General features: G+C 62.6%; 18 protein-coding genes. 9 read left to right on the top strand and 9 right to left on the bottom strand.

All coding sequences use genetic code 11. The annotated features are described in order from the left end of the window. Positions 1–59: 59 nt before the first annotated feature. The 4 genes from ACERIM_RS14165 to ACERIM_RS14150 are packed head-to-tail and all read right to left on the bottom strand — an operon-like array spanning position 60 to position 2,489. Complete coding sequence (locus tag ACERIM_RS14165) at positions 60–1,019, bottom strand: hypothetical protein (protein ID WP_373633202.1); 960 nt, start codon at positions 1,017–1,019, stop codon at positions 60–62. After that, positions 1,016–1,609: an Hsp20/alpha crystallin family protein gene (locus ACERIM_RS14160; protein ID WP_373633201.1), complete on the bottom strand. Its 594-nt coding sequence runs from the start codon at positions 1,607–1,609 to the stop codon at positions 1,016–1,018. Before ACERIM_RS14160 ends, ACERIM_RS14165 begins: the two co-directional genes overlap by 4 nt. Further along, positions 1,609–1,863: a gas vesicle protein GvpF gene (gene gvpF, locus ACERIM_RS14155; RefSeq protein ID WP_006650650.1), complete on the bottom strand. Its 255-nt coding sequence runs from the start codon at positions 1,861–1,863 to the stop codon at positions 1,609–1,611. The genes ACERIM_RS14160 and gvpF overlap by 1 nt, the downstream gene beginning before the upstream one ends. A 2-nt stretch (positions 1,864–1,865) precedes the next feature. Next, positions 1,866–2,489 (bottom strand): GvpL/GvpF family gas vesicle protein, encoded by a 624-nt coding sequence (locus ACERIM_RS14150; protein WP_373633200.1) that lies wholly within the window; start codon positions 2,487–2,489, stop codon positions 1,866–1,868. 231 nt (positions 2,490–2,720) lie between these two features. Here ACERIM_RS14150 and gvpA point away from each other — a divergent pair, with 231 nt between their 5' ends. The 3 genes from gvpA to gvpO are packed head-to-tail and all read left to right on the top strand — an operon-like array spanning position 2,721 to position 4,610. Beyond that, on the top strand, positions 2,721–3,005 hold the full coding sequence (gvpA, locus tag ACERIM_RS14145; RefSeq protein ID WP_006182094.1) for a gas vesicle protein GvpA: 285 nt from the start codon (positions 2,721–2,723) through the stop codon (positions 3,003–3,005). A gap of 6 nt (positions 3,006–3,011) precedes the next feature. Next, positions 3,012–4,037, top strand: coding sequence for a gas vesicle protein GvpN (gene gvpN / locus ACERIM_RS14140; RefSeq protein ID WP_373633199.1), 1,026 nt, complete (start codon positions 3,012–3,014; stop codon positions 4,035–4,037). A 39-nt stretch (positions 4,038–4,076) separates the two neighbouring features. Continuing rightward, positions 4,077–4,610, top strand: coding sequence for a gas vesicle protein GvpO, halophile-type (gvpO, locus tag ACERIM_RS14135; protein ID WP_373633198.1), 534 nt, complete (start codon positions 4,077–4,079; stop codon positions 4,608–4,610). Between the two features lie 165 nt (positions 4,611–4,775). Here gvpO and ACERIM_RS14130 read toward each other — a convergent pair whose 3' ends face one another. After that, on the bottom strand, positions 4,776–5,828 hold the full coding sequence (locus tag ACERIM_RS14130; RefSeq protein ID WP_006650654.1) for a S66 peptidase family protein: 1,053 nt from the start codon (positions 5,826–5,828) through the stop codon (positions 4,776–4,778). Between the two features lie 191 nt (positions 5,829–6,019). Continuing rightward, entirely contained in the window at positions 6,020–6,700 is a 681-nt protein-coding gene (locus ACERIM_RS14125; RefSeq protein ID WP_373633197.1) for a zinc ribbon domain-containing protein, read from the bottom strand. 321 nt (positions 6,701–7,021) lie between these two features. On the opposite strand from ACERIM_RS14125, the gene ACERIM_RS14120 reads away from it, so the two are divergent. Next, positions 7,022–7,330: a transcriptional regulator gene (locus ACERIM_RS14120; protein ID WP_373633196.1), complete on the top strand. Its 309-nt coding sequence runs from the start codon at positions 7,022–7,024 to the stop codon at positions 7,328–7,330. A gap of 373 nt (positions 7,331–7,703) precedes the next feature. Then, a complete protein-coding gene (locus ACERIM_RS14115; RefSeq protein ID WP_373633195.1) occupies positions 7,704–9,032 on the top strand; it encodes a helix-turn-helix domain-containing protein in 1,329 nt (442 codons plus the stop codon). Positions 9,033–9,226: 194 nt separating this feature from the next. Here the strand turns inward: ACERIM_RS14115 and ACERIM_RS14110 are convergent, their stop codons facing one another. After that, a complete protein-coding gene (locus ACERIM_RS14110; protein WP_373633194.1) occupies positions 9,227–9,556 on the bottom strand; it encodes a hypothetical protein in 330 nt (109 codons plus the stop codon). A gap of 656 nt (positions 9,557–10,212) precedes the next feature. Here ACERIM_RS14110 and ACERIM_RS14105 point away from each other — a divergent pair. The 3 genes from ACERIM_RS14105 (at position 10,213) to ACERIM_RS14095 (ending at position 13,631) form a co-directional block, all read left to right on the top strand. Next, positions 10,213–10,551 (top strand): CHY zinc finger protein, encoded by a 339-nt coding sequence (locus tag ACERIM_RS14105; RefSeq protein WP_373633193.1) that lies wholly within the window; start codon positions 10,213–10,215, stop codon positions 10,549–10,551. Positions 10,552–10,646: 95 nt separating this feature from the next. Next, entirely contained in the window at positions 10,647–13,379 is a 2,733-nt protein-coding gene (gene mutS, locus ACERIM_RS14100) for a DNA mismatch repair protein MutS (protein ID WP_373633192.1), read from the top strand. A gap of 108 nt (positions 13,380–13,487) precedes the next feature. Further along, positions 13,488–13,631: a hypothetical protein gene (locus tag ACERIM_RS14095; protein ID WP_006182099.1), complete on the top strand. Its 144-nt coding sequence runs from the start codon at positions 13,488–13,490 to the stop codon at positions 13,629–13,631. A gap of 147 nt (positions 13,632–13,778) precedes the next feature. On the opposite strand, the gene nucS is transcribed toward ACERIM_RS14095, so the two are convergent. Further along, on the bottom strand, positions 13,779–14,522 hold the full coding sequence (gene nucS, locus ACERIM_RS14090) for an endonuclease NucS (protein ID WP_373633191.1): 744 nt from the start codon (positions 14,520–14,522) through the stop codon (positions 13,779–13,781). A gap of 125 nt (positions 14,523–14,647) precedes the next feature. On the opposite strand from nucS, the gene ACERIM_RS14085 reads away from it, so the two are divergent. After that, positions 14,648–15,256 carry a hypothetical protein gene (locus ACERIM_RS14085; protein WP_006650660.1) on the top strand — a complete coding sequence of 203 codons (609 nt, stop codon included), beginning with the start codon at positions 14,648–14,650 and terminating at the stop codon, positions 15,254–15,256. Positions 15,257–15,310: 54 nt separating this feature from the next. Here ACERIM_RS14085 and ACERIM_RS14080 read toward each other — a convergent pair whose 3' ends face one another. Next, complete coding sequence (locus ACERIM_RS14080) at positions 15,311–15,805, bottom strand: hypothetical protein (RefSeq protein ID WP_006650661.1); 495 nt, start codon at positions 15,803–15,805, stop codon at positions 15,311–15,313. Between the last annotated feature and the right edge of the window lie 238 nt (positions 15,806–16,043).

Genomic DNA, 16,043 nt, shown 5'->3' with positions numbered 1-16,043 from the left:
GGCGCGGTCGGCCGTCGCACTCACCTCGCTGTCGGTCGGTCGTCGGAGTGGTGGGTCGGTCATCGTTGGGTCTCCTGTCGTTCGGTCTGCCGCTGACTCTCCTGTCGCTCGTTCCGCCGCTGGCGCTCCCGCTCGAGTTCGAACCGGCGGCCGTAGATCCGCTTGCGGCTGGGTGCCGTCGAGAGCTTCACGTCCTGGGGCACCGTCGAGTAGCGGGCCCCGCCGCCGAGATCGCGCCGGTCGACGGGCATCGTCGAGGACGCCGTCGGGTTCCGCGAGTTCGTCCCCCTGTCCTGGCGGCGCATCTTCTCGCGGTTGAACTCGTACAGTCGCTCGAACTTCTCGTGGGTCTCGAGCAGTGCGGCCCGAAAGGCGTCGATGCCTCGCATCGCCTGCTGCTGGATGGCGACCTGGTAGGCCGCCGGGTCCTCGGCGACATCGATATCGCCCAACGCTTCCTTGGCCGCCGCGCCGGCGTCCATGCCGCTGTCGAGGACGCCATCCTCGTCGTCGCCGAGCAGGCCCTCGCCGTCGTCCCCGCCGTCCGCGACGTCCGAGACCGCGTCCTCGAGCATCCCCGCGTCGTCGCCGTCCTCGAGGTCCCCGAGCGCGTCGTCGAATTCGCGTTTGTTCTCCCAGACGTCGGTCAGGTCCGCGGCGTTCCAAGCGTTCAGGAGGTCGATCGCGCCGAGGAGTTCCGTGAAATCGACGAGGTCGGTTGCGCCCGTCCCATCGTCGGCCACCGCGTCGGGGATCTCCCCGAGTTCGATCGCGTCGAGGAGTTCGTCGCCGTCGACCGCGTCGGGCAGTTCGCTCACGTCGATCGCCTCGAGCAGTTCGGCGGCCTCCTCGGCGACCCGAACGAGGGTATCGAGGTCGCCAACGACCGTCTCGAGGGTGTCGTCGTCGAGGTCGTCGATCGTCTCGCTGTCCGCGAGCGTCCCCTCGAGTCGCCCGATGCTCTCGATCGCGTCGTCGACCAGCGCCTCGAGACTCTCCTCGGACTCGGCGTCGCTCATGTGTCGCCTCCGCCGTCCGTCCCATCGTCGGCGGCCGTCTCGTCGTCAGTAGCGGCGTCGTCCGCTTGCGCTCGGACGTGAACCGTCAGTACGCCGTTTCTCATCTCGGCCTCGGCGGTCCGCTCCGCCCACGGAACCTCGACCCGATCGAGTTCGGTCCCGTCGACGGCGACGACGAGCGTCGAGTCGTCGAACCCGACCGTGACGTCCGCCGGATCGACTCCGGCGACGTCCGCCGTGACGAGCAGTTCGTCCTCGTGTTCCCGGGTGGCGACGTGATGATCGCTCGAGGGGCTCGTGGACCGAACGCGGCGGTTCCGCGATCGGTCGCGGCCGGCCGTCCCCTCGCCCGGCCACCCGCCGAACGAACGCCGTTCCGACGGCGATGGGTCGGCGGTAAGATCGTCGCCGGATCGGATCGAGATATCGTAATCGAAGACCGCCCGGTCGCTCCGGCGACGGCCCGAGGTCGACGTCGTGTCGCCCTCCAAAGACTCCAGTGCGGACAGCAGGCTCGAGAGCCAGCTGTCGCTCTCGTAGTCGCCGTCGTCGGCCGATTCGTCGCGGTCGTCGGGGGTGCTGTCGGTCATTATCGTTTCACCTCTACGCGGCCGCTCGAGAGCCGCTCGTGAACGTCGCGGGCGACCTCGAGGTCCGCCTCGAGTCGCTCCTTGCGACGCCGGTACTCGTCTTCGTCACGCTCGCCGAGTTCGTACAGTAGCTGGTTCTCCTTGAGATCGGCCTCGAGGGCCTCGACGTCGTACAGCTCGTCGAGCGCGATCGAGTGGAGGGCGTTGATGATGCCGACGAACGGTCGGAACAGGAGGTCGTCGAGGATGAACATGGTTACTGTTGGGCGCCGATCTTCACGTCGACGAAGCTGTAGGGTGCGAACGGCCCGGTGTACCTTACCATGAGTTCGTCGTGGTCGTCCTCGAAGCGGGCGATCTCGTCGTCGAACGCCGCCCGATCGTCCTCGGCGACGAGGTACGACCGATTGAGGACGAGTCGGTCGCTGAACAGGTCGTTCTCGACGGCCTGTGCGGCGATGGGGTCGAGACGATCCGCGACTTCGGCCTCGATCGCCTCGCGGTCGACGTCGGCCCCGTCCTCGCTGACGAGTTTGAGCCCGAGTTCGACCATGCCCTCGATGTCGCTCATCGCGCGCCGGAACGCGGGTCGCGCGCCGCGCAGGACGTTCTTCAGCGCCCGGTCGCTCTCGAAGGCCATGCCGAACTGCATCGGGACGACGGTCGTGCCGCCGTCGTAGTCCATGATCTCGCGGAGGACCTCGTCGTGGCGCTGTGCGTCCTCGTCGGTCTCCTCGGGGTCGGTGGTGTCGATGTCCGAAACGACCGCCCCGAGCCGGCGATGCGAGACGGTGTAGACCCGCTCGGCACCGGCGACGGCCTCGGTCTCGAACTCGACGGTGTCGGCTTCGACGACGCCGTAGACGTATCGATTACTCATCGTTTCAGTGGGGGCGATAGCGGTACTCGTCCGAACCCTGCGGGCGGGAGTACGCGAGTATCGTCGTTGGGGCTACACCACCGCCCCGGGTTACCGTGGTGCTTGCAGTCGCAGCCCTCATCGCTCTCCTGCCGGCGAGTCAACCCGAGTCGCGGCGGCAAGGGTTCCGCTCCCCCTGGCTTGCAGTCGCAGTCCAAGCCGTGTTACGAACTCCCGCTGAAGAGCTGGTGTATGGCACAACCACAACGAAGACCCGACTCCTCGAGCCTCGCGGAGGTACTGGACCGCGTCCTCGACAAGGGCGTCGTCATCGACGTCTGGGCGCGGATCTCGGTCGTCGGGATCGAACTCCTGACCATCGAGGCCCGCGTCGTGGTCGCCTCGGTCGACACCTTCCTGCACTACGCGGAGGAGATCGCAAAAATTGAGCAGGCCACGGCGGAGGGCGACCTCGACGAGCTGGAGGAACTCGAGGTCGAGCCCCGCCCAGAGTCGTCGCCGAAGTCGGCGGAGTAACTCCCCATGGCCGACGACACGTCGCGCAAGCGAACGGTCCGCGGCACGAAGATCCGTGCCAGTCGCGAGCAGAAGGAAGGTCGCAAAGCGAAGAAAAAGCTCGCGCGAACGGCATCGAGCGTCGGCGAACGCAACGGCGACAGTCCCCTTTCCGACCCCGACGACGTCGTCCCCGAGCCGTTCGTCGAGACCGACGCCGTCCGGTCGCTGCGCGACCGGATCAACGGCTGGCTCGAGGCGGACCAGCCGGTCCACCTGATCGGGCCGACCGGCTGCGGGAAGACGGCGCTTGCCCTGTCGGCCGCCGCCGAGCGCGGTCGCCCGGTCGTCTGGCTCAACGGCGACGAGTCGGTCGACACCGCCGCGCTGGTCGGCTCCCACGCCGGTGGCGAGCGCTACGAGGAACACGACCGGTACGTCAGCGGCGTCGACAAGAAGACCCAGATCGTTCGCGAGCGCTGGGTCGACAACCCACTCTCCGTGGCCGTCCGGGAGGGTGCGACGCTGGTCTACAACGAGTTCTCGCGCAGTGATCCCGCCGCCCACAACGTCCTGCTCTCGGTCTTCGAGGAGGGCGTCCTCGAGCGACCGGGCAAGCGCGGCGAGGACCGGACGATCGACGTCCACCCCGAGTTCCGGGCGATCCTCACCTCGAACGACGTGGAGTACGCCGGCGTCCACGAACAGCAGGACGCCCTGCTCGATCGGTTCATCGGCGTCCACGTCGACTACTACGACGACGAGACCGAACGCGAGATCGTCGGCGCACACGTCGATCTCTCCGATGACGATATCGCAGCCATCGTCGCGAAGACGCGGGCGCTCCGGGCGGAACTCGAGATCGTCGTCGGCACCCGGGCGGCGATCACCGCCGCGCAGGGGGTGGCCGTCTTCGACGGCCACGACGGGGACGGCGAGTTCGACGACGAGACGCTGACCCACGTCTTCACGGACGTCCTCGCGCCGAAGGTCGCCGGCGGGAACGGCGGCGACATCGAGGAACTACGATCGAAAATCGCCGAGACGGTCTGAACCGCAGGGAGGCGATCGAACGAACACCGACGACAGACCATGGCCGAAGCCGACACGCAATCACGAGCGCAGTGCAAGGCCCGCACCGAGGACGGCGAGCGCTGCTCGCGGCCGGCCGGCGAGGACGGCTTCTGCTACCAACACGACGAGAGTGATCCAACAGTGAGCGACAGCCAAGCGAGTCAGGAGGAGGAACAGGACGAGAGCGACGAGATCGAGGAGCCCCGCTCCCGCGGGACGACCCATATGACCGCCGACGAGATGACCGACCCCGACGAGGTCGAGAAGGAGGTCGACGTCGAGCAGGAGGAGATCGCGGGGATCCTCGCGGTTCGCGAGACGGTCCAGTCGACCGCCGGGCAACTCATCGGCCACGAGTTCGACGGCGTCAGCGAGATCACCCCGACCGACGACGGCTGGCGCGCCGTCGTCGAAGTGGTCGAACGCAGAGCCGTCCCCGACACCCAGGACATCATCGGCCGCTACGAGATCGAACTCGACCCCGGCGCGACCGTCCACGGCTACCGCCGGGTCGACCGCTACCGGCGCGGGGACACCGCCCAGTTCGAGTAGCTTCGCTCGCTCGAGGGTGGTGGTAAGCCGGCTCGAGTGACAACGCTGTCGCTGGATCGTCTCGTCGGACACACGACGCGCCATTTCTCGGATTGCTCGAGCGGGATTTGGTTCTAAACTCGAGACAGAGACCGTAGTTAACAGGATGGGGATACTAATTTCGTGTTACCCGAAACTAACGTGGCCGGTTTTTGGGTTGATTGTGACGGTCTCACCGATTGGGACGGGGACTATCGGATTCGTATGACCGAAGTCAACGTTGAGGACGATTGGTGCAGTCGCATTGTACTGAGTGATAACATCCACGATCGTCTTGCGAACTTGTTTTCGGTAGTCCTCGCGTTCCTCTTTCGGCCGATCGACGAGGTGAGAGCGTGCTTTGATTCTACCGACGAGAAACCCGTCGAACCGTTCAAGCAATCCTCGTTCGCCCATTCCTAAGAGCATCCGTTGGACGACGCCAGGGTCAGGTAGTTCCTCCGAGGTCTCCAATAGCAATACCTTCCCATCCAGTGTCTCGATCGACGGCACATATCGATCTGCGGCGAGTTGTAAATACGTGACCTCGAGATTGCCACCCCACGTTTTCCCCGTGACGGGAGCCTCTCCGCCGCGCCACAACCACCCCGGGTTCTCCTCCATCTCGGGAGATTGTGTCATGTTTTCTGGATCATCCCATCCCAAATCCTGATCTGTGAACTCCGAGGCGGGTTGAATCGCCCCAATCGACTCGTCGAAGAGGGCTGATCGAAGGCCGGACTCCAAGTACTCGGGCAGCGGTCCCGGAAGGGCGAACTCGGTGAGGACGTGTCCCCCATAATACGAGACGATCCCATGGTTCCAGAGGAACTGTGCGAGATTCGTATTATCACTGATTCCGTAGAATCTCGTTGGGTTCTCTCGGAGCAACTCTCCATCTAAATGGTCGAGAATTCTGAGTTGGTCGTTGCCACCGATCGTCGTGATCACGCCGCGAATATCCGGGTCGGAAAATGCCTTTTCGATGTCTTGTGCTCGCTTTTCGGGATGGTTATACAGGAATTCACTGTCCGCTGTTGCCGTCGGGAATTCGACCGGCTCGAGATCAAACACGGATCGAATTCGCTCGAGTCCGCGCTCGTAGACATGTGGGAAGGTTGCTGCGAGACCGGATGCGGGGGACACAATCGCGACCTTATCGCCTGGTTCGAGGGCCGGTGGGGTGATGAAGTCAGTCATCTATTCAGTTGCTCGACTCCCAAGTGTATTTTTTGATATATAAATCCCAGCCAATACCGGGTCGACCACCACCGGCGCGGCGACACCGCCCAGTTCGAGTGACGCCGTTTGCCGGCCAGCGGAGCCGCGTTCGGGCCGCTCGAGTGGGAACGCCGGCCACTGTCGCCCACTGCTGTCGTTTTCTCCGCCGTTCAGTCCCGGAGTCCGCCGTCGGCGGCGAGCGCCTGACGATCGCCGGAGTGGGCTGACTCACGCGGGCGGTAGTCACAGCATCGGCCGGGGTAGTAGCGGCGGGCGAGGACCGCCGCGGCGTTGAAATCCGCGGCCACGGTGTCGACGTGGCAGTTCGAATTCGTGCATCGAACGGTCGTGTTCCGTTCTCGAGTGCCGAGGACGCCGCAGGCGTGACACTCCTGCGTGGAGTAGGCTTCGGGCACCGCCGTCACCGGGAGTCGGTACTCGGCGGCGACGGCCCGCAGCCGCAGGTGTGCCGCGGGGAGGAGCCACGCGGAGCCCCGATGCGCGTCGGGGTCGGTGAGCCACGCCCAGAGGTCGGGTCGGTAGTGACTGTCCTCGGTGACCAGCACCGGGTCGTCGTAGGCGATCGCGTACTCGCAGACCGCTCGCGCGGCGGCGTCGAGTTCCGCGACGAGGGCGTCGCGGCGCTGCTGGACGTAGGCGGCGATCGTCGCCCGATCGTACGGACTGGCGAGCAAGGCGGCGACCTCGAGTCGGAGGTCGTCGAGGAGCCCGCAGAGGTCGTCGCCACAGACCGCGTGCGCGCCCCGCCAGTCCGGGAGGTCGGCCGGGCAGGCCGTGTAGAGGTTGTATTCGCCGACGTCGACGCCGATCGCTGTCCGACTCTCATCCATCAGGATCACCTCTCCGTGGGAGACCGGTTTCGATCGTCGTTCGTTCCGTTGACCGATCAGGGAATTTATGCCCTGTAGTGTCGTGCGATTGCATGCTTCCGTCCCATGATCACGGAGGCCAGCGGGCCGGTGGCCTAACACCGGGTCCGCGTTCTCACGAACCACCGACCGCGTAGCGGTGGGTCCGTTCAGCATCCGTTACTCTCACGGACGATGCGTTACAATTTAAATCTATGCAATAGAACGTGCATAGGTGAATTAGAACTTGTAACAGCGAATCTCATCGGTGCGGTTAAAGAACGATCATCAGAACACGGGGGTATGCGCCCCCGGGTACCGTGGATGAACGAAGTCGACGATGCGATCCTCGAGTTTCTACGGGATCTAGATGTCGACGGCCAACCGGTGGCACTGAAGTCCGGCGCGGTCCACTACAATTTGGTCACCGAATTCGGGATGTTAGACAAGAGTCTGAGTACGTTTTCGCGCCGAATGACTACGTTATCGGATGCGGGTCTCCTCGAGAAAACGGAGTCCGGGAAAGGCTCTCCATACAGAATCACCGACAAAGGGCGTCAGTATCTCGACGGCGATCTCGAGGCGGACGACCTCGAGTTGGACGACGGCTAACTGAATGCGACTGCTTGGGGCCAGTCCGCCGGATCAGTGATCACACCGTCGGATTCAGTCACCCGGACAAGCTATTGTTCATAGTCGATATCGAACCAGTGTTTCACTGCGCATCGGTTTCGGCATTGACGCAGCCGTGAACACGACACGCTATTCTACGGCCGTTCGGATCATCCGAACGATGTTTGCTTATAAATCCGCTCACTAGCCCAATAGTATGGTAAAGTTCCAGGCGGCAGTCTAGTAAAAATACACACGATGATCGGCAACTCGTGTGCATATTATGGAATCAGATTCTGTCGACGTGCAACCCCAGAGGGAGAGACGGTAATTTGTCCGGCAGTATTAATAACGGGAAAGGGAACGCCTACACATGGAGAAGTCTACCTTTGAAGAAAAGGTTTCTACCCTTTCTGGCGATGAGCATTCCTGGGTAGATTTTAAGCAGGATTACTATGGAGGGGGTATCAAGTATAGGAAAGCCGAATTTATCAAAGACGTTGCGGCACTCGCAAACACTCTTTCTGGGAGAGATACTCACTATATCTTCATCGGAATAGATGATGGTGGCAATATTGTTGGCGCGAATGAGGAGGAGATTGAAAATAGTGAGGAGGGACAAAAGCATATCCTCGCTTATGACGAATCTGACTTACAACAAATAATAGATACATATCTTTCCCCCTATCCCGAACCGTCTCTGTATACCTTCGAATTTGAGGGAGATAAGGCCGCCGCTCTGGCCATTCCTCGACTCGAAAAAGGACCATGTGTGACGAGTAAGAAAATAAAAGATGACGAGAGTATCTATCTCAGATCTGGGCAGATATTCATTAGGAAGGGATCTAGTAATGAGATGATTGATCACGAATACCTTGAGAAGATCATTAACTATCGTATTGATTCGGAGAAAGAAGATATTCTAGATTCAGTCCATAAAGCTGTGGAACTCGGACCGGAACTGATTGAGAAGATGAGTTCCGCAGTGGAGGAAGGGAGTGTACCGATTGACCATGATGACGGTGCAAGTGTCGGAGTGGAACAACAATTCACTCGACAACCACCAACAACCGGTGATGAGGAATTAAACCAAGATATTAGTCTGTGGCGAGTACGTGATTCTTATCGATTAGACAGGCATCCTCTCTGGGGCTACTATACTAAAGCAGAAACCTTGAACTTAGACAGAGAAGCAGTTGAGTTTCTTACAAACAGTTCTTTAAGCTATCAGCTACCGGGCATATACTGGCTTCATACCAGTGGTATTGGGACGATATTGGACATCTTACTGAACACGAAAGACACCAGTCATATTCGAAAAGTAGGGGCAGAAATCTTATTTGCTAGAGGTCAGCGAGAGGGGTTTGAGGAATTTATTGAGAACAGCGATGCAATCTCGTTACACGGATATGGTCCGTATGAGGAATATCTCCAAGAAATAGATAGCAAAAGAGAGTCTAAATTAGATTATGTGATCGAGAGTGAATCGTACAATCTGTCATTTGGTGACGTGAGTGAGAGAATAGATATAAAGAATATAGAAAAAGACGAGATTTTAGCTAAAATTCCGGTTGTCGCAAAAGGTCTTCAAACAGCTCAACAGTATGTAGATGATAGCGGGACAAGAGTACACCAACGGAATAAGTTCAAAAATTGCCTCCACGATTTGGAATTTGCTCTTGGTTCTGTAACGACAGAATAGCCTGTGCTACTAGAGCAGGAGGTTTTCTATTCGAGTTGGCGAATTGCATCGCTTACTTTGAGTCTATGTTGATTAGCGATCTTGACTACGAGATCAAGTGCCCATTCTTCTTTCTCCGTTCCTCTGTACTCACAAGCGAGCAGTAATAGTGAATAGACTCGCAAGTAACATGACCGCATTTGCTGTATGAATATCTATACTGGCGCAACTATGTAGTTGAGGGTGAAGCTGATAGTGAAATATATGAAGGCTGCTACGAAAATACCAGCTTTAATTGAATTTCGGGCTCCTTTAACCAATCCTATAGAAGCAACAATCGCTGTCGCAAAGTCAATTATTATCGCCAATTTTGTAGAGGGTGCAAGAGTCATTACACCTGCATAGAATAACCGGACAATCTTCTTTGTATTTTGTACAGTATTGGGGTCAGAAGTTGCAGAAAAGTCTATTGTGGACAATATTATGCCTGTAATTAGAACCATTGCAAGCAGAAATGCAGATTCTATCAGTTCCTCAATATCCATATCATCCTTTAGTCCTGTGATTTGATAAATATGTTGTCTAGCCCTACAAGCCATAATATTGGAAATCAGTGAAGAATGGAGCAGCAGCTAATATGATCTAGCCAACCAACGTTTCGCCTGTTTCAACTGGAGATAGCTGTGCGGAGATGGGGCGGAGCGTGTGATTTTTTGCGCTGTCGCCTTAGCGATACTCTCTACTCGAGTTGACGAATTGCGTCACTTACTGCTAGTCCGTGTTGATTTGCAATCTCGGCCGCGAGATTCAATGCTCGGTCTTCTCTCTCGGTTCCTTTATGCTCCCTAGCAAGGAGTGATAGTGCGTAAACGATCAGTAGGTCATCTTGTGGGTGTCACACCTGTTCATGGTTGGCCGCGGCTTCACTGATAATCCCTTGTAGGCATATTCGACAATCACGGTTAACGAGGTCCCGCTACATCTACCAGTAGGGTAACCCCGCTATTACGTCTGATATCGCCCCGCTCGATTTTCGCCAGCGGCGCGCGCTCTGCGCGCCGCGCAATTGCCCTGCCCCCTTAGGGGCACAGATCGAGAAAACCGCTGGACACCAGAGGAACTGTCTCTCGAGCCACGAACACCTCTCGACCACTCCCCACCAACCACAACACCGAAGCACTCGCCGGCCCTCGAGCCACGCGTGCGATCAATTAACGACCACACGGTCCGCGGCGTCGATGTCGGCCCGGAAACGCGGTGTGCCCACTACGATACCGACCGCGACGTGGTCGCGTTCAAGCTCGCCTGCTGCGAGGACTTCTTCCCCTGTTTTCGCTGTCACGAGGCGGTGACCGACCACGAGGCCGTCCCGTGGCCACGCGACCGGTTCGACGAGCCGTCCGTCCTCTGTGGTGTCTGTGGCACCGCGCTCACCGTGCCCGACTACCTCGAGTCGGACTACCGCTGTCCGGCCTGCGACGCGGCGTTCAATCCCGGCTGTGCGAAGCACGCCGACCTGTACTTCGAGACGGACTCCTGAAGCGTTCCCCGACCCGGTCCGCGAACCGCCCTCGAGCCGTCGGCGGAACAGCCGATCCAGCAAGGTATTTCAGCGTCGGGCGGCCGATTCCGGGTATGGATCCGGCGCTTGGCCCGCCCGAGGCGATGGCCGAGAAACGCGACGAGCTGACGCCGATGATGCGTCAGTACCACGATCTCTGTGCGCGCTACGACGACGCGATCGTTCTCTTTCAGGTGGGGGACTTCTACGAGACGTTCTGTGGCGCGGCCGAACGCAGCGCGCGACTGCTCGAGGTCGCGCTGACCAGCCGCGAGGACTCGACCGGGGAGTACCCGATGGCCGGCATCCCGATCGACAACGCCGAGTCGTACATCGAGGAGTTGCTCGAGGCTGGCTACCGGGTCGCCGTCGCGGATCAGGTCGAGGAGCCCGGCGAGTCGTCGGGGGTCGTCGAGCGGGCGGTCACGCGGGTGATCACGCCCGGGACGCTCACCGAGGACGAACTGCTGGCGGGCGACGACAACAACTTCGTGGCCGCGGTCGCCCGCGGCGAGGATGCCGGGAGCGAGCGCGGCGAAATCGCCTTGGCCCTGCTCGACGTCTCGACAGGCGATTTCCTCGCGACCAGCTCGAGTTCCCGGGAGGCGATCGCCGACGAGGTGAGCCGGTTCGACCCCGCCGAGGCCGTCGTCGGCCCGGACGCCCCCGCCGACCTCCTCCCCGAGAACTGCATGGTCACGCCCTACGACGAGACCGCCTTCGACCGCGACCGAGCGGGAGCGAAGCTCTCGGCGTACTTCCGGAACCCCGATGCCCTGCTCGCCAGCGACGCCGAGATTCGGGCCTGCGGCGCGTTGCTGTCCTACGCGGAGTACGTCCGCGGCGGGGCACACGAGGGCGAACGCGGCGAGACCGCCGACGAGGCGGAGACCGAGGACGACGCACTCGACGACGAGGACCACCACCTCGAGTATCTCACCCATCTCACGCGGTACGATCCCCGCGAATACCTCCTACTCGACGCCGTTGCCCTGCGGAGCCTCGAGCTGTTCGAGCCCCGGACGGTCCACGGCCGCGACGACGCGACGCTGGTCGGCGTCTTGGACGAGACCGCGAGCGCGCTGGGCGGCCGGAAACTCCGGGACTGGCTCCGGCGACCGCTGCTCGAGCCCGACCGGATCGAGGCCCGACTCGACGCCGTCGAGGAACTGACGGGTGCGGTCCGGACCCGGGAGCGGCTTCACGACCTGTTGCGGGACGTCTACGACCTCGAGCGCCTGATCGGTCGCATCTCCCGAGAGCGGGCGAACGCGCGGGACCTGCGCTCGCTGCGGGATACGCTGGCCGTCGTCCCCGAGGTACGCGACGAACTCGCCGACACCGACTGCGACCGGCTCCGGCGGCTGCACGACGCCCTCGATCCGCTGGCCGACGTCCGGGAACTGATCGACGACGCGATCGTGTCGGATCCGCCGATCGAGATCACCGAGGGCGGGGTCATCGCCGAGGGGTACGACGCGGACTTGGACGACCTCCGGGGGACTGCCCGCGACGGCAAGCAGTGGATCGACGACCTGGAGGAACGCGAACGCGAACGGACCGGGATCGACTCGCTGAAGGTCGGCTACAACTCGGTGCATGGCTACTACATCGAGGTGACCAACCCCAACCTCGAGTCGGTGCCCGAAAACTACCAGCGCCGCCAGACGCTGAAGAACTCCGAGCGGTTCGTCACGCCGGAACTCAAGGAACGCGAGGACGAGATCGTCGGCGCGGAGGAGCGGGCCGACGAACGCGAGTACGAACTCTTCTGCGAGGTGCGCCGCGAGGTCGCCGCCGAGGTCGAGCGCGTCCAGGGGCTGGCGGAGGCCCTCGCCGCGCTCGACGCCTTGGTCTCGCTGGCGACGGCCGCGGCGCAGTACGACTACTGCCGACCCGAGATCGAAGAGCGCGGGAGCGGTGCGGACGGCGACGGCCGCGTCCTCGAGATCGAGGGCGGTCGCCACCCCGTCGTCGAGCGGACGCAGGAGTCGTTCGTCCCGAACGACGCTCGTGTTACCGACGACCGTCGGCTGGCGGTGATCACGGGCCCCAACATGTCGGGGAAGTCGACCTACATGCGACAGGTCGCCCAGATCGTCCTGCTGGCACAGGTCGGGAGCTTCGTGCCCGCCAGCGCCGCCCGGCTCACGCCGGTCGATCGGATCTTTACTCGCGTCGGGGCCAGCGACGACATCGCGGGCGGGCGCTCGACGTTCATGGTCGAGATGGACGAACTCGCGACGATCCTGCGGGAGGCCGACGAGAACTCGCTGGTCCTGTTGGACGAGGTCGGCCGAGGCACCTCGACGGCCGACGGGATGGCCATCGCGCAGGCGATCACCGAACACCTCCACGACCGGGTCGGCGCGACGACCCTGTTCGCGACCCACCACCACCCGCTGACCGAACTCGCCGACGACCTCGCGGCCGCCTTCACGCTGCACTTCGAGGTCGAGCAGGTCGACGGCGAGGTCGTCTTCCACCACGAGATCGCACCCGGCGCGGCGACGGGTTCCTACGGCGTCGAGGTCGCTACCGCGGCCGGCGTCCCCGAGTCCGTCGTCGACCGCGCGCGGGATCTGGTCGCGGCGGCCGACGCGGACACCGAGCCGGGGGACGAGGCGACCGACGCCGCCACTGCCTCGAGCGACGCTCCGGCCGCCGAGACGGCAGCTGCGACCGCCGATGGAGGAGACGTGCCGACGGACGTGGCTACGGAACTGCGCGCGCTCGATCTGGCCCACCTGACCCCCGTCGAGGCGCTGACGGAACTCGACCGGCTGAAGCGGTTGCTCGAGGAGTGATTGTCCTCTCGGGACGATACGACCGGTGCTTGCGTCCCGTCCGGGCGGGACACCCATCTTGCAGCCTCCGGCACAACGCCCAACTCGCTCCCCCCACTGATTGACAGCATGACATATCGAACGACGATCGGCTGGTCGCTCATCACTTCGGGTATCGTCACGCTGTTGCTGGCGTATCTCCCGGGGAAGTCGTGGTGGTGGGGTGTCGGCCTCCTGGTCCTCGGAGTCGTGATCTTCACCGTTCGCCGGTAGCCGGCCGTCGACATCGACCAGTTCGAACGCGCGATCCTTTCTCCGCAATTCCGGGCGGCCCGGCGGACGGTCGCAAAACCGCTGCTCGAGGACGACCGCGAGGAGAGACGGGAACGAAGTGGAGCCGACCGAACGCGGCCCGTCGGATCACTCGGCCGGCGGCTCGAGCGAGACGAACTCGAGGCCGTGTTCGGTCAACAGCCGGCCGGCGCGGTCGGTCACCGAGGGGGCGACCAGGATCCCGCGGACCGCCGCGTCGGCGTGGAGGTCCCGCTCTAAGGCGTCGACGTACCGGCGGAGCTGACTCACCGCGTCCGGGCCGACCCGACGGCGCTTCAGTTCGACGACGACTGCACGGCCAGCCTCGTCCTCGCCGTAGATGTCGACCGCGCCGGCCGGCGTGTCGCGTTCGGTCGCCAGCGGCGTGAAGCCGGCCTCGAGCAGGGCGGGCTCCTCGAGGATGCGCTGGCGGAGGTCCTCCTCGGTCCCGGTCAGTGCGAGGTCTGTCTCGTCGGTCCCGGAAAAGGCCGAGACCTGCAGGACCTCGCTGAACCGGACGGCGAGCCGTTCGTCGGGCGTCGACCGCAGGCTCTCGACGACGAGGTCGCCGTCCACACAGCTGACGGCGTGGTCACAGCCCGGGGGCTGCCAGTTGACCGGCTGTTGGCCCTCGTCGGTGTGGACCAGCGCCGCCCCGTCGGGCTTGAGCATGAGGTGGCGATCCCCCGCCTCGAGGTAACTCGTCGCTCGGCCGTCGTAGTCGACGGTACAGCGGCCGTAGACGGTCACGATCGCCTCGCGGTCGATCCCGCGGGCGACGGCGTCGCGGGCGACCGGCGGCGTCGGCTCCTGAAGCGTTTCCGTCCGTCGGCGGGGCGCTGCGTCGGTCACTGGCTCGAGGTAGCGCCGCGACGACCAAAAGGGGCGCGCCCTCGGCCGACGACGATGCCGACGCCACGCGCTCGAGTCGGGCCGACGCAGAAGGTATATCCGCATCGCCCCCCGCCGACGACACGATGTCGAACCTACCGACCCGCCGCGGGTTCCTCGCACTGTCCGGCACCGGTGCTGCCACGGGACTGGCCGGCTGTTCCGCCCTCGAGACGTTGACACAGGACGACTCGGGAAGCGCCGACGGACCCCTGACGGTGACGGTCACCCCCGATCAGGAGCAGCTGCGGAGCCTCCAGCAGGAGCTTCGTCAGTCGATCGAGAACGGCAACATCAGCGAACAGGAAGCCGGCCAGCGCTATCAGGAGAAACAGCGCGAACTGACCGAGGAGGCCGCGACCGCGGTCGAGGACCTGGCAGACGCCAACGGCGACGTCTCGATCGAGAAGTCCTCGCCCGCCTACGGCTTCTTCCTCGTCGATGCACCCGCCGAGACGATCGTCGCCGCCCTCCAGAACGGCGACATCAGCGCGATCTACCCCGGGGACAGCTACGAGCAGTTCGCCATGCAACAGGCCCGACTCGAGCAACAGCAGAGCGCGATCGACGAGCAAGGCGACGGCACGGGCAACGAGTCCGGAACCGGGAACGAGTCCACCGGGGACACCAACGAATCGACCGACGGGAACGGCTCGACGAACGAGTCCGAGACGGACGGCTATAGTAGCTCTTGAAACGATTTACACACCGATCGCAACGTTGTCCTGCGATCGGGTGTGCATTGACTTTCAAGAGCTACTATAACGGACGCCGAACGGGCTCTCCCGCTCGGTCCAGTCCCAGCCGGGCAGTCGCTCCTGGAAGCCGGCGGCCAGCGCCGCCTCGCAGTCGTCGACGCCCGCGTTCTCGCTCGCGTCGCCGTGGACGTGGAGGTCGGCGTAGTGAAAGGTCGCCTCGCCCAGCGTCCGAAGGGGTTGGCGGCCGGCGATCGTCGCGGCCAGCTCCCGGCCGAGCAGTTCGTCGACGACGAATCCGGGGTAATCGCCCTCGACGTCTAACTCCCGAAGGATCGCGACCATCGCGGCGACGTTGACGGCCAGATCGCCGTCGGCGAAGACGACGTCGACTTCCGTGCGGTACTGCTCGGTCGTGATCGAGTCGACCTCGGTATCGAAGATCTCGCCGAGATCGTCGCGAACGTCGTTGATGATCGGAACGACTGTCTCGGCCCGGTCACGGACCCAGTCTCGCTCTTCGACGACCCGTGTCGGCGTGACGTGCATGGAACGACAACTACCGTCCGGAGTGCCCTGGGTTTTGCGAAGGCTTTTATACTCCGCAAAGAATAGCCTCGAGTAAGCGGGTTCTCCCTGGAATTTCCCGCACGAACCAGGATAACCGATCCGGGAGCGTGTTCGTCAGGCGTGGTGTCGAAACGATGATTCGGGAGACGAAACAGCACGCGAATCGTCGTCCGCCGCGGGCGATCGGTTCCGACACCCCGATCCCGATCTCCCCCAC

This window comes from Natrinema sp. H-ect1 (assembly GCF_041821105.1).
GTDB lineage: Archaea > Halobacteriota > Halobacteria > Halobacteriales > Natrialbaceae > Natrinema > Natrinema thermotolerans.
Note: the sequence above shows the minus strand (reverse complement) of the source record. Positions and strands in the feature narration are given on the sequence as shown.